The organism is Paenibacillus algorifonticola (genome assembly GCF_000971975.1).
GTDB classification, from domain to species: Bacteria; Bacillota; Bacilli; order Paenibacillales; family Paenibacillaceae; genus Pristimantibacillus; species Pristimantibacillus algorifonticola.
The window spans coordinates 325-22,259 of the sequence record NZ_KQ040784.1 but is presented as its reverse complement, the minus strand read 5'-3'; the positions used below and the strand labels follow the sequence as shown (position 1 = coordinate 22,259).

Sequence of the window (21,935 nt, the reverse complement as noted above, 5' to 3'; positions counted from 1 at the left end):
GTAAGAGCAATGATTCTGGTAACGGGCATAACAGGGCTGACGGGCCGATTTCTATATGAGCAGATTCAGCGGGATTTTAAGCGCGATCAAGTATGCTACATGGTCAGGGAATCAAGCGATGTATCCTGGATGAAGAACGGCGAGCGTTTCGTCTACGGCAATTTGCGTGATGCAGACGATGTGCGGAAGGCTCTCGGCCATGAGGGCATTACGGAGGTACTGCATCTAGCGCCGCGCAATCAACTCAAAAATGTGCTTGATGCTTGCCTTCAGCATGGCATTCAGCGCATTTATTACGTGAACAGCACAGGGATATACAGCAAGTTCAAGAGCTCATCGCATATTGATCTGCAAAATGAACAGATGCTGCGTGCCAGCGGTCTGACCTATACGATTATTCGTCCGTCGATGATTTGCGGCAATCATCAGGATGGCAACATCCATATGCTCGTCAAAATCATGAAGCGTTTTCCCGTTTATCCGATTTTGGGAGCAGGGGATGGCCTGATGCATCCGATCTACGCCAATGATTTGGCGAAGGTGCTCGTTTCGATGCTGAATCGCGAGGAGCTGACGCGCGGCCAAGAATACGATGTCGCGGGCAAAGCGCCGCTGAAATACAAGGAGCTGCTTAGCCTGATCGCTGGGGCGATGGGCAAGAAAATTGTATTTTTGCATATTCCTTATAAGCTTGCCCTGCTCGCTGGCCGAATCGGAGAGAAAATACCGAACCGGATCATTAATTATGAGAAGGTTCTCCGTCTGAACGAGGATAAAAACTTTGACTACTCCAAAGCGGCGAAAGAGCTGGATTTCAAGCCGATTGCCTTCGATGAAGCCATCGTGCTGGAAGTTGCCGCGCTTCGCAAGCAGGGGACGATATAATGAGTCGATTCACGAGAGAGGGAAACAACAACATGATGAGACGCAGCTGGATTTGGGGAATTAGTTTGTTGGTTGTCATTTTGGCCGCGCTGGCTTTGCCGTCGCTGAAGTCGGATAAGGTGCCGACCTCTTCTAATGAAAGTGGAAGCACAGGCTTTCATTTGGAGGTAGAGGGGAATCCAGTGGCGAGCGCCGCTGCAGCGACAAGCAGTGCAGATGCCGCTTATATCAATGTAGTGGATTACGGTGCAGTAGGTAACGGGAAAAAGGATGATTGGAACGGGATTTCCAAAGCGATTGCCAAGGCAAAGGCGCTGCGGGATAAGGGACGGCAAGTCACACTGCTTTTCCCGGAGCTAACTGAATTCCGCTCCTCCAAGGCAATCGTGATTCCAGCGAATATTTCGGTGGATCAGCGTGCCCCACTCATTTATACCGGAACGGCCTATGTGCCTTTTCTGACGCTGGGCGAGGAAAGTACAGTAACGGGAGCTGAATACAGCGGCCTTAATGTACGGCGAAGCAAGCTGGTCGATTGGTCCAAGGACAAGTCGCACAAGGCCATCGGCATTCGGATTATTAATGCCAACAATTCAGGTATTCACATTCAGCGTGCCGAAAATTTCTCCATTGGCGTAGAGACAATCGGGATTGGGACAGGCTTCGCTTACAATGACATTCGGCTTGGCAAAATCACCTCCAACCAAATCGGTCTTAAAGTGACGAACAAGCGAAATAAAGCCAAAGTATCGGGCTGGAACAATGAAAACTTGTATACGGGCGGCAACTTCGCGGTTTGGAGCGGCAACAATACGTCGCAGAGCCGATATGGCATTGTCATTACGACGGAGGATGGCTCCTATAAGAATAATAACAACAATGTATTCGTAAAGCCTAGCTTTGAGTTGAATCAGCGAAATACGAAGGGCTCTGCCGAGAGCGTGCCGATCGTCATTGAACATGGATTGAACAATACGTTTGATTATGTTCGCAATGAGACGAACGGCATTTATATGGCCCGGTTGAAAAATAAAAGCAACAACAACAGCTTTAATGTCAGCTACGGCGACGCTAAGCTGGATGACCAATCGGAGTTCGGCAATCAAATTGTAACGACGCAGGAATCGAGCTTTTTTGACCAGTTCACGCTGCGCGAATCGTTTAATTTGTCGGAGCGCTGGAACAAGTCGAATACAGCAGCCTCGCTTGATGGCATGTCCTTTCTGAGCAATAAGGGTGGCGAGCCTACGGCGACGAATAATTTTGACTGCATCAGCAGCAGTAAAGGCTTTGTTACTTTCGCAAATGGCTGTGTGGCTGTGGGGGCAATGATCGATGTCTCGGTCGTCAAGCAGTTCGTCATTAAGCGGGCGGCGCAGAATGAGCTGGGCGGACGGGTTATTGTTCGCGGCTATGACAAAAATGGCAAGCTGCTGAGCGGCTCGGGCAATTGGCTTCGCGGCATGAGCAACAACAGCTTTTATTTTGCAGATACGTTCGGCGGTGTTTATATGTCCGCTCGCGATATGGCAGACCCGGTCTACTTCGACGTGAAGGATAATGTGAAAAAGGTTTGGGTCGGCGTTACGGCTGGCAGCGGCAAGGCGGTTATTAATTCGTTTGGTATTTTTACGAGATCCACCGATTATCCGGCGGTTTATAGCGGCGGATAATAGAGCTTGGTTTGGTGAAGAGAGGGCTGCGCTGCGTGGAAAGGTTGGTTTACGACCGTTGTTGTGCGTTGATTTCTTCTATTACCTTCTCCAAAGGTAGAAATCAACACACAAAGACGGGCGCTCACCTTGCTTACGAAGCTGCTTTCCTTCGGAAAGCTTTAACTCAACCTTTCCGCTCCGCTCCGCCTTCCTTCACCATATTCTCTAAAAACCCTTCATTAAAACCTTAAAGCAGAAAGACCTATACCATCAGTGCGCGTTGCTGCTGATTTTATAGTGAAAAACCAAGATCAAAGACCAAGATTAAAACCAAGACAAAGATAGTTTGCTGGCCTTGCTATGGGCCAGGCGGCGTGGATGCGGGAGATTAATAATGGGGTGTGGGAATAATGAGGTACAAACTTGCGGGTAAAGCGCTGCTGGCTTTGCTTGTTGCGCTGGTCGCCTGGGAAGGCATTTTGGAGGTTACAACGATTCGTACGACAGGCTTCCAGCAGCATCCGGAACTAGGGCGCATCTTGAACCCAGGGCTGTATGTGAACGGGCAGGAAGGCTACGGCATCACTAAAATTTATGCGGAAGGCGCCATCGCGCAGCCTTTCCCCGATCCGAAGGAGACGGCCGCTGCCCGCAAGGCAGAATACCGGATTTTGTTTTTGGGCGACTCCTATACGGAAGCGCTTCAAGTGGGTGATCAAGTGAAGTTTTTTCGCCAAGTCCAGACACGGATGCCCGAGCTGGATTCACGCAAGGTCATGACCTACGATGCCGGGCGCAGCTCCGCTTCACCTGCGCATTATGCCTACTTGGCGGAATTCTACGAGAAGCGTGTCGATCCCGACGCCGTTGTCATTCAGATGAATGAGAATGATCTCAAGGATTTGTATGGTGAAAATTCCAGCTACTATGCCACGAAGGACGGAGACTCATACAAGCTTGTCTTTAATGAAGAATTTATTAGCAAAAATGCGGTGGCGGCCAAGCTGCAAGCCCTCTATGGCTTACTGAGGCTGTCTGTTGTGCGCGTTGGCTCCGATCACATGCAAAAGCTGCTGGAGAAGGACGATGCTGCAGCAGAAGAAACGAAAGGCGCAGACTTCACACCTCAAGCGGGGGATGAACAGCTGGTGAAATGGATATTCGGTATTTTGAAGGAACAATATCCAAAGCTCGTTTTCGTGTTTTTACCACAAATCGACTTTCAGTCGCCAGAGGGCGAGCAGCAGCCTGGTTATTTTGAAAAAATTGCCGAGCGTACAGCCGAGGAGCAAGGTATTCCGATGCTGAATATGAGACAGGATTTTGTGAACGCCTATCAGGATACGGGGCTGCCAGCCTATGGCTTCTCCAACACTACGTTTGGAACTGGGCATATGAACAGCTCAGGGCATGATTTAGTGAGCAAAGCAGTAGCGAATTATTTCGAAGGAAGATGAGAAAATGATATTTTCAAGCTGGGAGTATCTGCTGTTTTTTGCCATAATGCTAATCCTGTTATCTACTATTAAAATACATGCGCTGAAAAAAGCGGTTTTGCTGATCGGCAGCTATTATTTCTACAGCGTATGGGATTACCGCTTCGTCCTGCTCGTGCTGGTGATGACGCTTATTAACCATGTGAGTGCCGTGTCGATTGACCGATCGACAGTTGAAGCAGTGCGCAAGCGCTGGCTCATATTCAGCGTCATTGCCAATCTCACGATTCTTGGCTTCTTCAAATATTTTAATTTTTTCATAGATTCGGCGAACGGCTTGCTGGATCAGTTTGGCATGACGTTTCCACTGCTGTCGATCGTACTGCCCGTGGGGATCTCGTTTATTACGTTTGAGGTAATGAGCTACACGATAGATGTGTACAAGCGAGACATCAAGCCGTCGTCCATTTGGGACTTCTCGCTGTTAATCGTGTTTTTTCCGCATTTGATCGCAGGACCGATTCTCAAGCCGCGGCATTTCCTGCCGCAAATGGCCCGTGATATTGTCATCAAGCGCAGCAACCTAATTGAAGGCGGACAAATATTCATCTTTGGTCTGGTCAAAAAAATTATTATCGCCGACCATATGGCGATGTTTGTCGATCCGGTTTTCGCAAGTCCCGGCGAGTATTCGCCACTTACCGTATGGCTCGCAGTTATTGCGTATGCTGTACAAATTTATTGCGATTTTTCCGGCTATTCCGATATGGCGATCGGTTCGGCAAAATGTATGGGCATCGACATTCCGCGCAACTTCAATATGCCGTACCTGTCCCGCAGCGTTACAGAATTTTGGCGGCGCTGGCATATTTCGCTGTCGTCCTGGCTGAGAGAATACTTGTATTTCTCACTGGGCGGCAACCGCAAAGGGGCGATTCGTGCCAATATCAATCTCATTCTTGTTATGCTGCTTGGCGGCCTTTGGCATGGAGCAAGCTGGAATTTCGTATTATGGGGGCTGCTGCACGGCCTTGCGCTCGTCATTCATAAGCTTTATTTCAACCATGTACTTAAAAAACGGGAAATCAATCACTGGCTGTACCGAACCGCTGCGTGGGCGCTTACGTTTGTGTTTGTCTGCGTCACCTGGGTGTTTTTCCGCTCGCAAAGCTTCGAGCATTCCTGGCTGGTGCTGCGCAAAATGTTCCTCATCGACACCGGCGGCCTCATGTGGTTTTATCCTTATTTGGGCTTCGTGCTTGTGCTTGTTTTGGCCGGCCATATGGTCGGCGTAAGGCTTAAAACGTATCCTAGCGTCAATTTGACAACCTTTGGCGGCTTGTTTATTTTATTTTTCGTGCTGTTCGCGCTCTTATTGCTTATGCCAACAGCCTCTACTCCATTTATTTATTTTCAGTTTTAAGGGGGACGAGGCGTGAAGCGGCAATGGAGTCGAAGGAAACGCATCACCTTGTGGACGCTCGGCATGCTGCTCGTTTTGCTTGCGCTTGCCGTATGGCGCGCCGGGTACTTTTTGGCGGTTGCGCCGAACGCTGCCGCCTCGCAGGCGATTATTGTATTGAGCGGCGAGGAGGGGCGGCTGGCGAAGGGGCTGGAAATTTATCAGCAATATGGAGCCCATGCACTCATTATTTCCAACGCAAATGACCATTATATTCAAGAGGAGCTTCGCCTCGCTGTCTTGCCGCCAAGCGGTGTTTATTTGGAGACACAGGCGCGAAGCACGAAAGAAAATGCGGCTTACATACGGGAGCTCATGGACCAGCATGGGCTCAGCTCCGCTATTGTGGTCACTTCTGATTTTCATATGCGCCGGGCGAGATATCTTTTTGAGCAAACGTTTGAGGATGGGAGCGTTCGGCTCACCTATTCCAGTTACGAAAGCCCGCAGTTTAACGCCGCCAAATGGTGGAGCAGCAAAACTAGCCTTATGATCACCGGCAACGAATATATCAAGCTGGGTGGAAATTGGCTCGGTATCGATGGGAAGGAGGCCAAACGCCTACTTAAACGCTTGAATAAAGCTGTATTCTGAATGGGACAACGACAGCTGCAGCTAGAATGATTTTACAATGGGGGTCTTGTGATGAAAAAAATGTGGGTGGTCCTTGCGCTGCTTGTGCTTGTGATAGGTATCTATCTGGCATTCGGCCAAACGAAGCAGCAAGGTGTCTCTCCGGAAGCGTCTCCTGTAAAGCCTGCGGAAAAAATCAGCTTGTCCTTCTGGACGTATTATGGCGGCTGGGAGGATACCATTAAGGCCTTTAACGACCTGCATCCGGAGGTTTCCATTAAGGTGACAGAGGTCACCTATGCCGATCAAGTTAAAAAATATACCGAAGCGCTTGCCTCAGGCAACGCTCCAGATATTATGATGCTCGATAGCGCTGCCTTTCCGAACTTTGGGGATAGCGACAAGCTGGAAAATTTACTGGACGCTCCTTATAATGCTGGCGAATACAAGGCTGGCTTCAGTCAGACGCTGTGGGACAGCAACCTTTCCTTCGACGGAAAGCGACTTATTGGCTGGCCGCTCTCCTCATCGCCAAAGGTGACCTACTACCGCGAGGACATTTTGAAAAAATACGGCTTCCCTACTGATCCGGAAAAGCTTGCAACGTATATGGATGACCCAGACAACTGGGTTAAGATGAACAATACGCTGCAAAATAAAGGCATTCGCATTACGCAGTGGTATGGCGAGACGATTAATCTGTTTGCCAGCGCCCAAAGGACCGGCATGGTGAATGATAACAACCAGTTCGCCTTCAATAATGATACCTTCGAGCAGGCGATTGCCCTGACGCAGCGTATGAAGGAGCATGTGCCAGGCATCAACATCTGGGAGGATTCAGGGGAAGAGGCTGTTCGTGATGGCAAGCTGGCCATGGTGTACCTAGGCGTCTGGGGAGATTCGGTTCTGGAGCAATGGGCGCCGGAAACGGCAGGCAAGTGGCGGCAAACCCGTCTGCCGCTAAAATTGAACGGCTGGGAGAACAGCTCGGTATTTCTGCTGCCTTCCGGCGGCAAGCATAAGGAAATGGCATGGACGTTCATGAACTATGTCGTAACTGATCATGCGAAATACGGTCTCGGCAATGCGGTTCCGGCATATGCTCCCGTACTGAGCAATAGCAGTCAGAAGCCTCAGCCTACGACATTTTTAGGCGGACAGATTGTTTATCCGCTTAATGTAGAGCTCGCTAGCAAGATGCATGAGCGCAAATACACGGCGCAGGATAATGAGGTGCAGAAGCTATGGAACGAGCTGCTCGCCAAAGGCATTGAGAAGGGCTGGAAGCCGAAGACCATACTGGATCAGGCTGAAAAAGAAATCAATCGCAAGCTCGCTGACCTAGCGGGCAAAGCTGGGGCCACAGCACCGACGGCAGCTACAGCGGCCAACACATCGACTGATGCTGCCGCAGCGTCTGAGGCCACTTCCAGCGCGGCAGCGAGGCCTTAATTGCAGCAAGGCTGCGGAGCTGTGCGCGCCTGGCTGCGTGAGAGATGAAAGAAACAGACTGTAGCATGAGCTGCAGTCTGATTTGCGTTTATACAGCAGCGTGACGGAAGAGGCTGGACGAGGGAGTCGCTGATCCATGGGTAAGCGGAAAGCGAGCGAGTAAACAGATAGGAGAGGGCAAGCTGAAAAGCCGCCGGCCTCAGCGGTCAGCGGCTTGCAGCATGCGCATAATATCAAGCTCTCCGGTGAGCCGCTGTACTTTGCCGCCCCGCAGTGGCTGGGTGGATCGCTTCAGAATCCATTTAATGTCGGCGGGCGATAGGCCCGGTTTGTAGGCGAGCAGCAGTGCAATGGCACCACTGACATGAGATGTTGCCATGGAGGTGCCACTCATCTCATGGTATTTGCCGCGCAGCCATGAGGAAATGATTTTATCGCCAGGGGCGTAAATATCAATATGGGTACCGCGGTTGGTGAAAGGGGCGACGCGCCTAAGCCGGGTAGTTGCTCCCACAGAAATCGTTTGCGGATAACGTGCCGGATAATCAACCGAGCGTCGTTTGCCGTCATTGCCTGATGAGGCGACTACTATGATGCCTGCGTTATAAGCATTGGTGATGGCGGTAAGCAGCGCTTTGCTGCGGGTTTTCATTCCGAAGCTCATATTGATAATGTTAACCCGGTTTCTCACACACCAGTCGATGCCGAGTATAATGTCCGAGACGAAGGCGCTGCCATTGTGGTCGAACGCTTTCACGGGATAGATCTGTGCGCGAGGAGCGATGCCAATCATGCCCTGCATCTGATTGGCGGCTGCAATTGTTCCGGCAATATGGGTGCCATGTCCATTATCGTCATGCGGGAGCATACTGCGGTTCAGCAGATTAATGCCGCGTGACAGCGACTGGCGCAGGTCGGGATGGCTGAAATCGACGCCGGTATCAATGACGCCAACTTTAATGCGATGGCCGGTAGTCATGCCCCAGGCTTGCGGGGCTTTGACATGCTGGACGCCCCAAGGAATTCCTTTTTCGGACAATAAGGATTTGGGTGTAGCGGCATGAATGGTAATGCGTCGATCATCCTCAATCCATACCCCTGTGGAGAATCGGGCGAGGGTTTCTTCGACAGGCAGACGACAGGAAATAGCACGAATGATGGGCATCTGTTTGACGGCTTTAAGCGCAGCCTTGCCATCCGGAAGCTCCGACCAGTCTTTTATAAACTGCCGGTACTCGCTCTGCTGGTGAAAACGGATAATGCGCTTTGGTGTCGTCTGCTCCGAGCTCGCCATCGCGCCTTGCAACCAATGGAGAAAAACGGTGGTGTCCAAATTTCGCGTCCCCTCCCGACGGACGATGCTGAGCTATTGTATGACGGAGGGGAGCAAGCTGCATGAGCCACTTGCCTTTTTTGATATAATTGGGCGTGAAACCGTGTCAAAATGCACGGTCGCACATAGGATGATGTAAGAGTTCTATGGGGCTCTTACCTCTCCGGAACGTTAGCGGCCAGCGCGGCCCGGATGGATACAGTCAGAGCGAAGGGATTCCTTCGCTTTTTATCATGTTGTCCAAGCTGTGGAGAGCGGTTCAAGCCGCTCTAGCGCTAATAAATTCATTATCGTGGCGTGAGCTTTGTGGACAAGCCCTACAATGGAAAGGCTGACGCTTGCTTTTTTGAAAGAAATAGGTTTTACTATAGTTTGATAATGAATGAAGATGGCAAGAGAGGATGTGTCCATATGAGCGGCAGCAACATCACTTTGAAGCTGGACCCTGAGCGGATTAAGGAAATGCCAATGGTTGATTTGGCATTTGAATTTCTTAAGACAGCTAATACGCCGTATTACTACCGTGATCTCATGATGGAGATTGCTAAAATACGCGGATTGTCTACGGATGGGATTAATCAGGTCATTGCACAAGTATATACTGAAATTAATATTGACGGCCGTTTCGCTTGCGTCGGCACAAATATGTGGGGCCTTAAGCGCTGGTATCCAGTAGAGCGCAGCGAAGATCCAATTTCCAACGCCAAACGCTCCAGAATCATTAACGACGACGACGATCTTGATGATGATGATCTGTTCGCGGATGAGGAAGAGGAAACTTACGCAGCGGACGAAGAGGACTACGATGTTTATGATGAAGATCGTGAGTTCGAGGAAGCTGAGGAAGAAGCCGAGGCAGACGAAGAAACCGGAATCGAAGGCGAAGAGCTGGAAGATGAAGAGGATGTTTCGGATGAGGAGTTGGAAGACGGCGAGGAAGCGGACGATTTTGAAGAAGATGAAGAGGAAGAGGACGACAAATAAGTCCTTGTTCACCCATGAATCGTTTAGGCTTGGAATATAAGAAAGGATAAGAAGGTCTCTTATCCAACCGCTTCTATTTCTACGCGGAACGCTCGCTGCCGCCAAGTACGACAGGCAGCGCCGTTTATACTTGACAGGTTGTATACGTCAGAGTAAACTATTGCATGGGCTTTAGATTCGGTTAAGACAACCGCTTAATAATACGCCAAACGAAAAGTGCCCCGTACTCTACGGGTGTCACTTTTTTTGTTTGTAGAAGAACAAGTTCGGCGACGGAAGGCTTACGCTTTTCGTTTGATGATACAGATAAACCGCTGTGGCGCCAAAGCGCCTATGTTTATTGGATAGATTGGGAAACCTATAGGAATACACACTAGAGCTTGGAGGGTATTGGCACAGTGACAAAATATATTTTCGTAACCGGAGGCGTTGTCTCTTCCTTGGGTAAAGGGATTACAGCCGCATCACTTGGTCGATTGTTGAAGAACAGAGGCCTCAAAGTAACGATTCAAAAGTTTGACCCGTACATTAACGTAGACCCGGGAACGATGAGCCCTTATCAGCACGGTGAAGTGTTTGTAACCGATGATGGCGCAGAGACGGATCTTGACCTTGGCCACTACGAGCGTTTCATCGATATCAACCTGTCCAAAAACAGCAATGTAACGACGGGTAAAATTTATTCCAACGTTATTACCAAAGAGCGCCGCGGCGACTATTTGGGCGGAACGGTGCAGGTTATCCCGCATATTACGAATGAAATCAAGGATCGTGTTTTCCGCGCAGGCAAAGAATCGGCATCCGATGTTGTCATTACGGAGATCGGCGGTACGGTAGGTGATATCGAGAGCTTGCCATTCTTGGAAGCTATTCGTCAAATCAAGAGCGATATTGGCCGTGACAACGTAATGTACATTCACGTGACGCTGATTCCATTCATTAAAGCGGCTGGCGAAGTGAAAACGAAGCCGACCCAGCACAGTGTAAAAGAGCTTCGCAGCATCGGCATCCAACCGAACGTAATCGTATGCCGTACGGAGCATGCGATGGCGGAAGATCTGAAGCACAAAATCGCCTTGTTTTGTGATATTGACGCTAATGCAGTTGTGGAATGCCGTGACGCTTCCACCTTGTATGAAGTGCCTTTGATGCTTCGCGAGCAAGGTCTCGACGATATCGTCGTGAACCATCTGAAGCTGGGCACAAACGAGCCGGATATGACCGAGTGGACAAGCCTCGTTCAGCGCGTGAAGTCGTTGCACAAAACGACGGAAATCGCTATCGTTGGTAAGTATGTGGCTTTGCATGATGCTTACCTCAGCATCGTGGAATCCCTTGCTCATGCAGGTATCGATGCAGATTCCGAAGTGAAAATTCGCTGGGTAAATGCGGAAGAGCTGACGGATAGCAATGTAGCAGACCGCTTGCAAGGCGTTCACGGCATTCTCGTGCCGGGCGGCTTTGGCGATCGCGGTATTGAAGGCAAAGTTATTGCCATTCGCCATGCCCGCGAACAGCAAGTGCCGTTCTTCGGTATTTGCCTTGGCATGCAAGTGGCCGTTATTGAATATGCACGTCATGTGGTTGGCCTTGATGGCGCCAACAGCTCGGAAATTAACCCATCGACGCCATACCCTGTCATTGACCTGCTGCCTGAGCAGAAGGACATTGAAGACATGGGCGGCACGATGCGTCTTGGCCTATATCCTTGCAAGCTTATTCCAGGTTCGCTAGCTGCTACAGAATATGGCGATGAGCTGGTATATGAGCGTCACCGTCACCGGTACGAGTTCAATAATGAATTCCGCGAGCAGGTGGAAGCAGCTGGCTTGACCATTTCGGGAACTTCGCCGGATGGCAGACTGGTAGAAATGGTTGAAATGAAGGATCACCCTTGGTTCCTGGCCGTTCAATTCCACCCGGAATTCACTTCCAGACCTAATCGTCCGCAGAAGCTGTTCCGTGGTTTTGTCCGCGCTGCGCTTGCGTTTTCTGAAAGATAGTGTATTCGTAACATAAATGTATAAACCGTCCAATTTTTTTCCTGGGGCAGAAGGATATTCCGACTTGATCCGCGAATATATTAACGATGATGGAAGAGCCGACCAATTGTTGTCGCTCTGTCGTGGGAGGTATTATATTTTGGAGCAAAAGAAGCTATTAATAGTGGACGATCAGAATGGAATCCGTGTGCTTTTGATGGAAGTGTTCAGCAGCGAGGGTTATGCGACTTTTCAGGCCTCCAACGGAAAGCTTGCCTTGGAAATTGTGAAGAAGGAAAGCCCTGATTTGGTGCTGCTTGACATGAAGATTCCCGGTATGGACGGTTTAGAAATTTTAAAGCATGTGAAAGCCATTAATAAAGACATAAAAGTCATTATGATGACGGCCTATGGTGAACTGGATATGATTAAGGAAGCGACCGATCTCGGAGCCTTGATGCATTTCACCAAGCCGTTTGATATTGATGAAATGCGAATAGCGGTGAACATGCAGCTAGATGGCGGTTCCAGCAGTCGTTTCGCGATAGGGTCCTGATTAGCGGGCCCTTTTTTATTATTCTATTATTGGAGCCTTGGCAAAAGAGCTTTACCATTCCTGACGTCATTATGGTATAATGGCTCAGAATCAAGCTGTTCATTTGTCTATCGCATCAGGTATTGGTAAAATAAATGTAAACATAGAGAACCTAGTGGTTTGCAGCTCTGCAATTCTCAGAATTATGTCAGCAAATGGACAAGGCATTCATCCATGGAGCTACCTGGCTCCTGCTCGCTTTGCAAAGCAAGCTGTATTTCAAGAGAAAATCCGCTTGTTCGGAAGTAACAATCAAGCGTAACAACAGGAGCACGGGATGACGAACCGCCTTCTAACAGTGTGCATGCGGCGGCGTGTGCTCGCTGTGGCGGTTTTTCCTTTGTTCTCTTTCGATACAACGGGAGGACTACAAAATTGATGGAGAAATTGATGATACGCGGCGGACGTCCGCTGCAAGGAACGGTCCAAATCAGCGGTGCTAAAAATAGCGCTGTAGCGTTGGTTCCCGCTGCAATACTGGCGGAGTCCGAGGTTGTGCTGGACAATTTGCCTCATTTGAGTGATGTTGCTGTTTATAGTGAAATTTTGCAAGATCTTGGCGCGGTAATTGATTGGCAAGGTGATAGTATGCGTATTGATCCTTCTAATCTGAAAGCCAAGCCTATGCCGAACGGAAAGGTTAAGCTGCTGCGGGCTTCCTATTATTTGATGGGAGCGATGCTAGGACGCTTCGGAGAAGCGGTAATCGGCTTGCCGGGCGGCTGTAATTTTGAGCCGCGACCTATCGATCAGCATATTAAAGGGTTTGAGGCGCTAGGCGCAACCGTAACGAATGAACATGGCTCGATGCGCATATCTGCCAAGCAGCTGCGTGGAGCGAAAATTTATCTTGATGTGGTAAGTGTAGGAGCAACGATCAACATTATGCTTGCGGCCTCTCGGGCCAAAGGCTCTACGATAATAGAAAACGCGGCAAAAGAGCCTGAAATTATAGATGTAGCTACTCTTCTCAATGCCATGGGCGCAAAAATCAAAGGGGCCGGCACGGAAACCATTCGGATCGAAGGAGTGGATAGCCTGCACGGCTGCCGCCACTCTATTATTCCTGATCGTATTCAAGCTGGAACTTACATGATTATCGCCGCGGCAACGCGCGGAGATGTCCTGATTGACAACGTAATCCCGAAGCATATGGAAGCTATGACGGCGAAGCTGGAGGAAATGGGCGTTACCGTATACGAAATGGATGAATCTATCCGCATCGTGGGCGCTCCAAAGTACAATGCCATCGATGTTAAGGCATTGGTCTATCCGGGCTTTGCGACTGATTTGCAGTCTCCTATGACAAGCTTGCTGACACAAGCAAGCGGCGTAAGTATTTTAACCGACTATGTATACAGCAATCGTTTCAAGCATGTTCCTGAGCTTGCGCGCATGGGCGCAAACATTCGTGTTGAAGGAAGATCAGCCATTATTGAAGGCGGACCGCTTAACGCCGCTAAGGTTCGAGCAGCAGATTTGCGTGCAGGCGCGGCGCTTGTCATTGCTGGATTGACCGTACCGGAAGGCATTACCGAAATAAGCGGCGTGGAATATATTGACCGTGGCTACGATCATTTGGTTGATAATTTGCGAAGACTGGGCGCTGATGTGTGGCGCGAGACGGAAACCTCCTAAATAAGCAGGCTGACCTAAGCTTGGCGCTGGTCCATTGGGATGAGGAATAGCCAGCGCCAACTATGGTATATACTGATAGATCGGACTATAGCGGTTTGCTGTATCATAAAACTGAATAAAGTGGTGAGAACATGACAGATCTTCAGATCGCCGATCTGGAAGAGTTGAAGCTGACGGATTTGTATAAGCTGGCAAAGCAGTATCAAATTCCGTATTATGGTCAACTCAAGAAGAAGGAATTGATTTTCGCAATATTGCGGGCTCAGGCTGAGAAAAGCGGCTTGATGTTCATGCAGGGCGTCCTGGAAATTTTGCCGGAAGGCTTCGGCTTTCTTAGGCCTATCAACTATTTGCCAAGCAAAGAGGATATTTATATTTCGGCTTCCCAAATTCGCAAGTTCGATCTTCGTACTGGCGATCTCGTATCCGGCAAATGCCGGCTTCCGAAAGATTCGGAGAAATACTTTGGTTTGCTGCAAGTAAATGCAGTTAATGGGACGAGTCCTGAATTAGCAGCTGAACGGTTACATTTTCCCGCATTGACTCCTCTTTTTCCACAGAAAAAACTGGTGCTTGAGACGGCATCCTCTAAACTTTCCACACGAATTATGGATTTAATTGCGCCTGTTGGACTTGGCCAGCGTGGACTCATTGTTGCACCTCCGAAAGTCGGCAAAACGTTGCTTCTCAAAGAGATTGCCAACAGCATTTCTACCAATCATCCTGAAATTGAGCTGTTCGTACTGCTTATTGATGAACGGCCTGAGGAAGTTACAGATATGCAGCGTTCGGTTAAGGGCGAAGTCATCGCTTCGACTTTCGATGAAGTGCCAGAAAACCATATTAAGGTAACAGAGCTTGTCCTGGAGAGAGCGCTGCGACTGGTGGAGCACAAGAAGGATGTTGTTATTTTGATGGATAGCATTACGCGTCTCGCTCGTGCCTACAACTTGGTAGTGCCGCCATCCGGCCGTACGCTGAGCGGTGGTATTGACCCGGCTGCATTTCATCGTCCGAAGCGGTTTTTCGGTGCGGCGCGGAATGTGGAAGAGGGCGGAAGCTTGACGATCCTCGCGACAGCGCTTGTGGAGACAGGCTCGCGTATGGATGACATCATTTATGAAGAGTTTAAAAGTACAGGCAATATGGAGCTGCATTTGGACAGAAAACTGGCTGAACGCCGGATTTTCCCAGCGCTGGATATCCGCAGATCGGGTACGCGCCGAGAAGAAATGCTCCTGACGCAGGAAGAGCTGGAGAAGCTATGGATGGTTCGTAAAAATATGAACGATTCGATTGAGTTCGTTGACGGCTTCCTCAAAAAGCTGAAAAACAGCGAAACGAATAGTGAATTTCTCATGTCGCTCGATTCCATGCCAGAGACGAAGCCGCCGCAGCGCAGCAGCGGGATCAAAAGCAGCAGTACCAGTTCGTCGTCGTCATCAACGCCAGCGACCGGACGCCGTTCGGCAGCCCCTCGCACGACGCATAGCTCATAGCGCTGCCTGAAAGGAGAACATCATGAATCTTGTATATGCTGATGAGCAAGGAAATGTCTTTGATCATCCTCACTATATAGCTTTAGGCCGCAGCGGCGATATGATTGTCGAAATGATGGAGGACGAGCTGATTCCGTTGCCTGAAGGGGCTACGCTTGTAAGCTTGCCTTTTACGAAGGCGGTTGGCCTGAGCCCGGATACGGGTGAAATGCAGTTGCTTCCGGGCAATAAGCAGGCGGTAGGCGCGCTTTTGCCGCAAGGCTATACGCGGCTTGCGCTGCCAGGCTATGTCAAAGCGGATAAGAATGAAAAGCTACCTTTGTTCGGCTATACGGCAGTCGTTTGGAAAAACAATGGCTTCTATGTTGCAGCTGAGCAATGCGATGATCCGGAACGCTGGGATCCGCTGAATTGCGACCGCGATGAGGTTAAGCAGCAAGTAGAGCGCATCACGTCTAAATATCCAGAAAATCGTCTATATAAGCATTTGTCGAACTGTGCACTTGGCTACGAATGCCTGACGTCATCCAATACCTTTCTGCAGCGCTGGGAAGGTGCGGTTCCGGTTTCGTATTCGTGTAATGCAGGCTGTTTTGGCTGTATTTCCGAGCAGCCGGATGACAGTGGCTTTGTTGCTCCGCAAACACGGATGAATTTCAAGCCGACGGTGGACGAAGTGACTGAGATTATGCTGGAGCATCTTCGCCATGAAGATTCCATTATCAGCTTCGGGCAAGGCTGCGAAGGCGAGCCTTCTACGCAGGTACGCATTATTGTCGACGCGATGCGCCGGGTAAGAAGTCAGACGTCGCTTGGCTACATTAACATTAATACGAACGCTGGGCTGACGGATCACATTCGTGCAATTGTCGATGCGGGCCTGAATCTGATGCGTGTCAGCACCATCAGTGCGCTTGATGACCATTACAATGCCTATTACAAGCCGCGCGGCTATACGCTCGCCAATGTAGAGAAGTCGTTGAAATATGCGACGGACAAGGGCGTGTATACGTCGATTAACTATTTGATTTTCCCTGGTGTGACGGATCGTGAGGAAGAGATGGAGGCGATGATCGGCTTTGTTAAGCGAACCGGCCTCAAGCTCATCCAAATGCGGAACCTGAACATTGACCCGGAAAGCTATTTATCCTTGATTCCGCCAGCACAAGGCGAAATTTATGGGATGAAGCAGATGCTGGAAATTTTCCGCGATGAATTGCCAGATGTTGTGATTGGCTCGTTCACGCATGTTCCGCCTGCGAGCTTAATTCAATCCTGATGCCCTAGAAGGAGCGGTTTTTCCGGTATGGGACAGCGCCTTCTTTTGTGTTTTACAACAAGGACTTGGCTATGCTATAATGCAGAGATGTATGACTTAATTCTGGGCCCGCCTGTGGCTCAGGGCAGAAAGAGGTGAAAGAGATGAAACAAGCTATTCATCCGACATACCATATCACTACAGCAACTTGCGCTTGTGGTAACACTTTCGAGACTGGTTCGATTAAACCGAACCTTCGTGTAGAGATTTGTTCCCAATGCCACCCATTCTATACGGGTAAGCAGAAGTTCCTGGATGTGGGCGGCCGCGTCGATCGTTTCAAAAAGAAATACGGCATCTAATTGCTGTGATGTCTATTTTGTCTATATTTGGCAGAATACAAGAACCTCCCGTAGCCATTCTAATGGTTATAAGGGAGGTTTTTTTGATGAGATGGAGCAGGAGCATATTACTTTCGAAAAGATCGCGCACACTGTTGTTGGCAGGCGCCTTGCTGCTGGCAGGGATAAGTCTTGCTGGCTGTGGTCAGCCTGACCATAAGCAGCAGATGCAATCCTATGGCCATGACGGCTATATGGGGCTGTCTAACAGCAATCCGAACATACCAAATAAGCATTCGTATTTAAATTATGGTTCCGACGGCAAATTCGTCGGCGAGTTGATCAAGAAGATGGACGGCGTCCAAAAAAGCAGGATTCATTTTAACGGGGAGCATCTTGTCGTGCATCTGACTGCAAAGCCTGGCTTGACCGATGCGCAGGTGAAGGAGCTTCAGCATAAAGCAGAGGAGACTCTGCAATATAATATGCCGCGCTATGAGGTGCGAGTCAAAACGAGCCGTTAATGCCTGCTTATATGTGAAACGGGCGCTCCCTTCAAGGAAAGGCAATGCTGTTCACGCTTGCTGAAAAGGTACATTTCGTGTCTTGTCCTGAGAAAAGTTGCGCTTTGTATCAATATCGGCTATACTTATTTTTGCCGTGCTAGATGGGGAGTTAGCGGTGCCCTGTAACTCGCAATCCGCTTTAGCGAGGTTGAATTCCTGTTTGAGGTTATGTCTATGCGGGGTTTGGCGCTTGCGAGCAGTGTTGACAGTTGGGTCCTCCGCAATGGACGCTTGTGAACTCGGTCAGGTCCGGAAGGAAGCAGCCGTAAGTAAGTTAGTTCATGTGCCGGGGGAGTGCCTGGCTCGAGCTGTGGTGCAAGAGTGCCGCCTGGGTTACATCAATCAAGGGCAGGTGCACGGTATTAAAGTTTTATATTACGGATGTTAACAGACACCGGCGACGCTTTTCGATGAACTCGAATGGTGCTGCGGGTGTTTTTTGTTTGGCTTGAGGCTTTGATCATGTATAATAAGAGATAGAGTATTTTTGCAGAATTCCTGTAAGGAAACAAGAAGGGAACGGTCCATGTGACTCATATTGCCTTGTACCGTGCCTGGCGTCCCCAGACGTTTCGGGACATGGTGGGACAACAGCATATTGTGCAGACGCTGCAAAATGCGATAAAAGAGGATCGCGTTTCGCATGCCTATTTGTTCAACGGTCCCCGTGGGACGGGGAAGACGACGACAGCTAAGGTATTGGCGAAAGCAGTCAATTGTGAATCCGGCCCGGCAGTGGAGCCATGCAACGAATGCGACGCATGCCGCGGTATTACAGCTGGTCATATTATGGATGTCGTGGAGATTGACGCTGCCTCCAATCGGGGCATCGACGAAATTCGCGATATACGGGATAAGGTGCGCTACGCCCCATCTGAAGTGCGATATAAAGTGTACATTATTGACGAGGTTCACATGCTTACTTCAGAGGCGTTCAATGCTTTGCTCAAAACATTGGAAGAGCCGCCTGCACATGTTATCTTTATATTAGCAACAACAGAGCCGCATAAGCTTCCTGCAACGATTATTTCCCGCTGCCAGCGTTTTGATTTTCGGCAGGTATCGCTTGCAGAGCAGTCGGAGCGGCTTCATGAGATTTGCAAGGAAGAAGGCATTGCCGCCGAAGATGATGCGATTGCTTATATTGCAAGGCTGTCAGAAGGCGGCATGCGTGACGCCATCAGCCTGCTTGAGCAGGTAGCAGCATTTGGAGGCGGGAGCATTACGCTAGACGGTGCTGTCGATGTGACGGGGGGAATGGCGGCCGACCAGTTCTACGAGCTGGCGGAAGCGGTTCGCGACCGTGATGTTGGCGCTGTGATGCCGCTTGTAGAAAGCTTGACGCAAGCGGGGAAGAGTGCGGATAAGTGCATGGAGAACCTGATTTATTATTTCAGGGATTTGCTTGTGCTTAAGCTTGCTCCACAAGGCGGAGCAGCAACGGAACGCGTCGTTGACGCAGACCGCTTCCGGGCAATGGCGGATGCTTTTACGCCGGACCGCCTGTTTCGCATGATTGATACGCTGAACAGCTATCAATCAGAAATGAAGCATGCCGCTCAGTCGCAGACACTGTTTGAAGTCGCACTGATGAAAATTTGCACCATCGGCGATAGCCGCGAAGGAACCTCTGCGGGGGATGCTGCCCAGCCATCTGGCGGGGCAGCGAGTTCTTCCGCAGAGGTGGGCCGTCTGCGTCAGCAAGTGGAGCAGCTCGAACGCAAGCTGGAGCAGCTGTTGCAAAATGTTCCGGCTGCTGGCGGAGGAGCGGTTGGCGGTGGCGCAGCAGCCCGGGCCGGGGCAAATGGCAATCGTCCTGCCTTCAATAACCGCAGCGGCGGTTCTAACTCGGTGTCTGTTCGGACGCCAGTTAAGCTGGGGCCATATTTATCTGCAGCTAGCAGCAGTGAAACGGGGCAAGTTCGCATGAAGTGGAGCGAGCTGCTGCAGCGGGTGAAGGAAACCAAAATCACGGTCCATGCTTGGTTGATGGATGGTGAGCCAGTATCGGTTGTGGATGGCACCGTATTGGTTGCTTTCAAAAACACGATGCATAGAGAAACAACGGAGAAGCCGACGCATAAAGAAATTATTGAGCGGGTTCTGCAAAGTGTATTCGGGGAGCCGCTTCAGCTTGCGACGGTTATGATTAAAGAATGGCAGTCGGCTACAGATAATGGCTCAGGAACCCCGGACGAAGCGTTTGAACTGCAATCGGATATGCCGGACGCAGCGCCAGCCCAGCCTAAATGGGTAGAGGAAGCGGTAAAGCTGTTTGGTGAAGAGCTTGTCGTTGTGAAAGAGGATTTTTAACTATAAATAAGAGGTGATTATAATGAACAATATGAATCAAATGATGAAGCAAGTGAAGAAGATGCAAGAGCAAATGATGAAAGCACAGGAAGAGCTTGTCCACAAAACCGTTGAAGGCACAGCAGGCGGCGGCGTAGTTAACGTTACCGTAAACGGCCACAAAAAAGTTCTTGATATTACAATCAAACCGGAAGCAGTAGATCCGGAAGATGTTGAAATGCTGCAGGATTTGATTATTACAGCTGTAAACGATGCCCTTGCGAAAGTGGACGATGTTGCGAACCAGGATATGGGCAAATTTACAGGTGGCATGAAAATCCCAGGCTTGTTCTAAAATAAGCCTCTGCTCGTTCTGATTTGAAAGGAGCTACACCTGTTGCATTATCCCGAACCGATAGCGAAGTTGATTGACAGTTTTACCAGACTGCCGGGTATTGGACCGAAAACAGCTGCGAGACTGGCTTTTTATGTGCTTCGCATGAAGGAAGACGATGTCATTGATTTTGCTAAAGCGCTCGTAAGCGTGAAGCGCAATCTGACTTACTGCTCCATCTGCTGCAATATAACTGATACGGACCCTTGCCGTATTTGCCAGGATAAGCTCAGGGACAACTCCGTCATTTGCGTCGTACAGGAATCGAAAGATTTGGTGGCGATGGAGCGGACGAAGGAGTTCATGGGACATTATCACGTGCTGCAAGGGGCTATCTCTCCTATGGAGGGAATTGGTCCAGATCAGATCAAAATTGCCGAGCTGCTGCGCCGTCTCAGTGATGAGCGTGTGCAGGAACTTATTCTGGCGACTAATCCGAATGTCGAAGGAGAAGCGACCGCTATGTACATATCGCGGCTTGTGAAGCCTTTTGGCATACGGGTCACTCGAATTGCTCACGGCTTGCCGGTAGGCGGCGATTTGGAATACGCCGATGAGGTTACGCTGTCCAAAGCATTGGAAGGCCGCAGAGAGCTAGGCTAAAGATAGGCAAAGCTGTTCTTATCGTTCAAAACGATAGGAGCAGCTTTTTTATTAGAAGCATGTATAAGATATGAGTGCATAACGTATTGCTGCTTCTCGTCCTAGAAAGCTGCTGGATTTGATTGATCTCGACGCTAGTTCTATTTGCAAGGCTCTCCGCTTATATATGGAATATAGGCAGCCTTGGCTCTTGAATGGACAAGCGGGAGGTCGTGAGGAAATGAAGCAGTTCAATAAATGGAGAAACGGCAGTACGATAGCGGAGAAAAAGTCTGTTAATGGCGTTCAAGGGGATATGGATGCCCTGCAGTGGACGGATCGGCTGCGCCAGGAAATTTATGAAGCCCATTTGGAATGGGAAAATGCGAACCGTTTTTTTGACTATGCTTTGGGTAAAGACCAAATCGATTATGCGATTTACGCAATTATTACGGCTGAAAAGCGATATGACTCTCTGCTCCGCACCGCAAAAAGAGCTTGCAAGAGCTGGTCGGAATGGAGGGCGGTTCAATGATGAATACCGTCTTATTAGTTGTCCTGGTTGTATCCTCCATCACGCTGCTTGCCATTATTATTCGACATCGTCTTTCATGGTCATGGGCGAAAAGCTTCGCCCTACATCTGATATGTGCTTGCGCAGTTCTTTATTTGTTGAATTACTCTGGTCTTATTTCTGATATTAAAATCCCAATTAATCCAGCGACCATATCAACGGTGGTCGTACTCGGCGTGCCGGGTATTGCGCTCATTGTTGGCTTGCAGCATATGATGGTTTAGTTATTCGGAAGCAATGGAAGGCGATGTTTATGGACTTAAGAAGATCAGGACAAGCCTAGAATAAGGGCTTGCCTGATTTTCTTGCTTTTGGGTTGACTTGCCCTTGTGGTTCATGGTATTCTATATCTCGCGTCAAGGGCAGGTGCATACAGGGTTGAAAAACACTGAAAAAGTTTTTGAAAAAAAGTACTTGCATTTACTTGGGCGCCT

20 protein-coding genes and 1 other RNA gene are annotated in these 21,935 nt (G+C 49.5%); 20 read left to right on the top strand and 1 reads right to left on the bottom strand.

The features are described from left to right. Nucleotides 1-9: 9 nt before the first annotated feature. The 6 genes from WH37_RS05450 to WH37_RS05425 all read left to right on the top strand — a co-directional run bounded on the left by WH37_RS05450 (nucleotide 10) and on the right by WH37_RS05425 (nucleotide 7,463). Nucleotides 10-885: an SDR family oxidoreductase gene (locus tag WH37_RS05450; protein WP_046229569.1), complete on the top strand. Its 876-nt coding sequence runs from the start codon at nucleotides 10-12 to the stop codon at nucleotides 883-885. After that, entirely contained in the window at nucleotides 885-2,558 is a 1,674-nt protein-coding gene (locus tag WH37_RS05445; protein ID WP_143088649.1) for a pectate lyase family protein, read from the top strand. Before WH37_RS05450 ends, WH37_RS05445 begins: the two co-directional genes overlap by 1 nt. Before the next feature lie 392 nt (nucleotides 2,559-2,950). Beyond that, nucleotides 2,951-3,997, top strand: coding sequence for an SGNH/GDSL hydrolase family protein (locus tag WH37_RS05440; protein ID WP_046229567.1), 1,047 nt, complete (start codon nucleotides 2,951-2,953; stop codon nucleotides 3,995-3,997). Between the two features lie 4 nt (nucleotides 3,998-4,001). Beyond that, the gene (locus tag WH37_RS05435; RefSeq protein WP_046229566.1) at nucleotides 4,002-5,399 is read left to right on the top strand and encodes an MBOAT family O-acyltransferase; all 1,398 of its coding nucleotides are present in this window, start codon (nucleotides 4,002-4,004) and stop codon (nucleotides 5,397-5,399) included. 12 nt (nucleotides 5,400-5,411) lie between these two features. Continuing rightward, nucleotides 5,412-6,032, top strand: coding sequence for a YdcF family protein (locus WH37_RS05430; RefSeq protein WP_046229565.1), 621 nt, complete (start codon nucleotides 5,412-5,414; stop codon nucleotides 6,030-6,032). Nucleotides 6,033-6,083: 51 nt separating this feature from the next. Then, the gene (locus WH37_RS05425; RefSeq protein WP_052736826.1) at nucleotides 6,084-7,463 is read left to right on the top strand and encodes an ABC transporter substrate-binding protein; all 1,380 of its coding nucleotides are present in this window, start codon (nucleotides 6,084-6,086) and stop codon (nucleotides 7,461-7,463) included. 199 nt (nucleotides 7,464-7,662) lie between these two features. On the opposite strand, the gene WH37_RS05420 is transcribed toward WH37_RS05425, so the two are convergent. Next, nucleotides 7,663-8,796, bottom strand: a complete 1,134-nt coding sequence (locus WH37_RS05420) for a S8 family peptidase (RefSeq protein ID WP_046229564.1) — start codon at nucleotides 8,794-8,796, stop codon at nucleotides 7,663-7,665. A 411-nt stretch (nucleotides 8,797-9,207) separates the two neighbouring features. Between WH37_RS05420 and rpoE the strand changes: the two genes are divergently transcribed. The 14 genes from rpoE to WH37_RS05350 all read left to right on the top strand — a co-directional run bounded on the left by rpoE (nucleotide 9,208) and on the right by WH37_RS05350 (nucleotide 21,725). Continuing rightward, nucleotides 9,208-9,780: a DNA-directed RNA polymerase subunit delta gene (gene rpoE / locus WH37_RS05415; protein ID WP_046229563.1), complete on the top strand. Its 573-nt coding sequence runs from the start codon at nucleotides 9,208-9,210 to the stop codon at nucleotides 9,778-9,780. Between the two features lie 398 nt (nucleotides 9,781-10,178). Beyond that, the gene (locus WH37_RS05410) at nucleotides 10,179-11,783 is read left to right on the top strand and encodes a CTP synthase (RefSeq protein WP_046229562.1); all 1,605 of its coding nucleotides are present in this window, start codon (nucleotides 10,179-10,181) and stop codon (nucleotides 11,781-11,783) included. Between the two features lie 139 nt (nucleotides 11,784-11,922). Then, nucleotides 11,923-12,318 (top strand): response regulator, encoded by a 396-nt coding sequence (locus WH37_RS05405; protein ID WP_046229561.1) that lies wholly within the window; start codon nucleotides 11,923-11,925, stop codon nucleotides 12,316-12,318. 417 nt (nucleotides 12,319-12,735) lie between these two features. Then, nucleotides 12,736-13,995 (top strand): UDP-N-acetylglucosamine 1-carboxyvinyltransferase, encoded by a 1,260-nt coding sequence (locus WH37_RS05395; RefSeq protein ID WP_046229559.1) that lies wholly within the window; start codon nucleotides 12,736-12,738, stop codon nucleotides 13,993-13,995. A 131-nt stretch (nucleotides 13,996-14,126) separates the two neighbouring features. Further along, nucleotides 14,127-15,494: a transcription termination factor Rho gene (gene rho / locus WH37_RS05390; protein WP_046229558.1), complete on the top strand. Its 1,368-nt coding sequence runs from the start codon at nucleotides 14,127-14,129 to the stop codon at nucleotides 15,492-15,494. Nucleotides 15,495-15,516: 22 nt separating this feature from the next. Further along, on the top strand, nucleotides 15,517-16,773 hold the full coding sequence (locus WH37_RS05385) for a radical SAM family protein (protein WP_046229557.1): 1,257 nt from the start codon (nucleotides 15,517-15,519) through the stop codon (nucleotides 16,771-16,773). Nucleotides 16,774-16,916: 143 nt separating this feature from the next. Next, nucleotides 16,917-17,114, top strand: a complete 198-nt coding sequence (rpmE, locus tag WH37_RS05380; protein WP_046229556.1) for a 50S ribosomal protein L31 — start codon at nucleotides 16,917-16,919, stop codon at nucleotides 17,112-17,114. An 86-nt stretch (nucleotides 17,115-17,200) separates the two neighbouring features. Continuing rightward, nucleotides 17,201-17,617 carry a hypothetical protein gene (locus WH37_RS05375; protein ID WP_046229555.1) on the top strand — a complete coding sequence of 139 codons (417 nt, stop codon included), beginning with the start codon at nucleotides 17,201-17,203 and terminating at the stop codon, nucleotides 17,615-17,617. Between the two features lie 134 nt (nucleotides 17,618-17,751). Further along, nucleotides 17,752-18,019: signal recognition particle sRNA large type (ffs, locus tag WH37_RS34150), an RNA gene on the top strand. A gap of 168 nt (nucleotides 18,020-18,187) precedes the next feature. Further along, on the top strand, nucleotides 18,188-19,972 hold the full coding sequence (gene dnaX / locus WH37_RS05370; protein ID WP_046229554.1) for a DNA polymerase III subunit gamma/tau: 1,785 nt from the start codon (nucleotides 18,188-18,190) through the stop codon (nucleotides 19,970-19,972). Between the two features lie 22 nt (nucleotides 19,973-19,994). Then, a complete protein-coding gene (locus WH37_RS05365) occupies nucleotides 19,995-20,306 on the top strand; it encodes a YbaB/EbfC family nucleoid-associated protein (protein WP_046229553.1) in 312 nt (103 codons plus the stop codon). A gap of 42 nt (nucleotides 20,307-20,348) precedes the next feature. Next, on the top strand, nucleotides 20,349-20,948 hold the full coding sequence (recR, locus tag WH37_RS05360) for a recombination mediator RecR (protein WP_046229552.1): 600 nt from the start codon (nucleotides 20,349-20,351) through the stop codon (nucleotides 20,946-20,948). Nucleotides 20,949-21,168: 220 nt separating this feature from the next. Next, the gene (locus WH37_RS05355; protein ID WP_046229551.1) at nucleotides 21,169-21,462 is read left to right on the top strand and encodes a DUF2508 family protein; all 294 of its coding nucleotides are present in this window, start codon (nucleotides 21,169-21,171) and stop codon (nucleotides 21,460-21,462) included. Next, nucleotides 21,459-21,725, top strand: a complete 267-nt coding sequence (locus tag WH37_RS05350) for a pro-sigmaK processing inhibitor BofA family protein (protein WP_231594132.1) — start codon at nucleotides 21,459-21,461, stop codon at nucleotides 21,723-21,725. The genes WH37_RS05355 and WH37_RS05350 overlap by 4 nt, the downstream gene beginning before the upstream one ends. Nucleotides 21,726-21,935 lie beyond the last annotated feature (210 nt).

Bases quoted from the DNA above. Each gene is read 5' to 3' on its own strand.
- rpmE (WP_046229556.1), top strand. From the start codon at position 16,917: ATGAAACAAGCTATTCATCCGACATACCATATCACTACAGCAACTTGC.
- WH37_RS05425 (WP_052736826.1), top strand. From the start codon at position 6,084: ATGAAAAAAATGTGGGTGGTCCTTGCGCTGCTTGTGCTTGTGATAGGT.
- WH37_RS05365 (WP_046229553.1), top strand. From the start codon at position 19,995: ATGAACAATATGAATCAAATGATGAAGCAAGTGAAGAAGATGCAAGAG.
- rho (WP_046229558.1), top strand. From the start codon at position 14,127: ATGACAGATCTTCAGATCGCCGATCTGGAAGAGTTGAAGCTGACGGAT.
- WH37_RS05355 (WP_046229551.1), top strand. From the start codon at position 21,169: ATGAAGCAGTTCAATAAATGGAGAAACGGCAGTACGATAGCGGAGAAA.
- WH37_RS05375 (WP_046229555.1), top strand. From the start codon at position 17,201: ATGAGATGGAGCAGGAGCATATTACTTTCGAAAAGATCGCGCACACTG.
- WH37_RS05450 (WP_046229569.1), top strand. From the start codon at position 10: ATGATTCTGGTAACGGGCATAACAGGGCTGACGGGCCGATTTCTATAT.
- WH37_RS05435 (WP_046229566.1), top strand. From the start codon at position 4,002: ATGATATTTTCAAGCTGGGAGTATCTGCTGTTTTTTGCCATAATGCTA.
- WH37_RS05385 (WP_046229557.1), top strand. From the start codon at position 15,517: ATGAATCTTGTATATGCTGATGAGCAAGGAAATGTCTTTGATCATCCT.
- WH37_RS05395 (WP_046229559.1), top strand. From the start codon at position 12,736: ATGGAGAAATTGATGATACGCGGCGGACGTCCGCTGCAAGGAACGGTC.
- WH37_RS05350 (WP_231594132.1), top strand. From the start codon at position 21,459: ATGATGAATACCGTCTTATTAGTTGTCCTGGTTGTATCCTCCATCACG.
- WH37_RS05440 (WP_046229567.1), top strand. From the start codon at position 2,951: ATGAGGTACAAACTTGCGGGTAAAGCGCTGCTGGCTTTGCTTGTTGCG.
- WH37_RS05445 (WP_143088649.1), top strand. From the start codon at position 885: ATGAGTCGATTCACGAGAGAGGGAAACAACAACATGATGAGACGCAGC.
- rpoE (WP_046229563.1), top strand. From the start codon at position 9,208: ATGAGCGGCAGCAACATCACTTTGAAGCTGGACCCTGAGCGGATTAAG.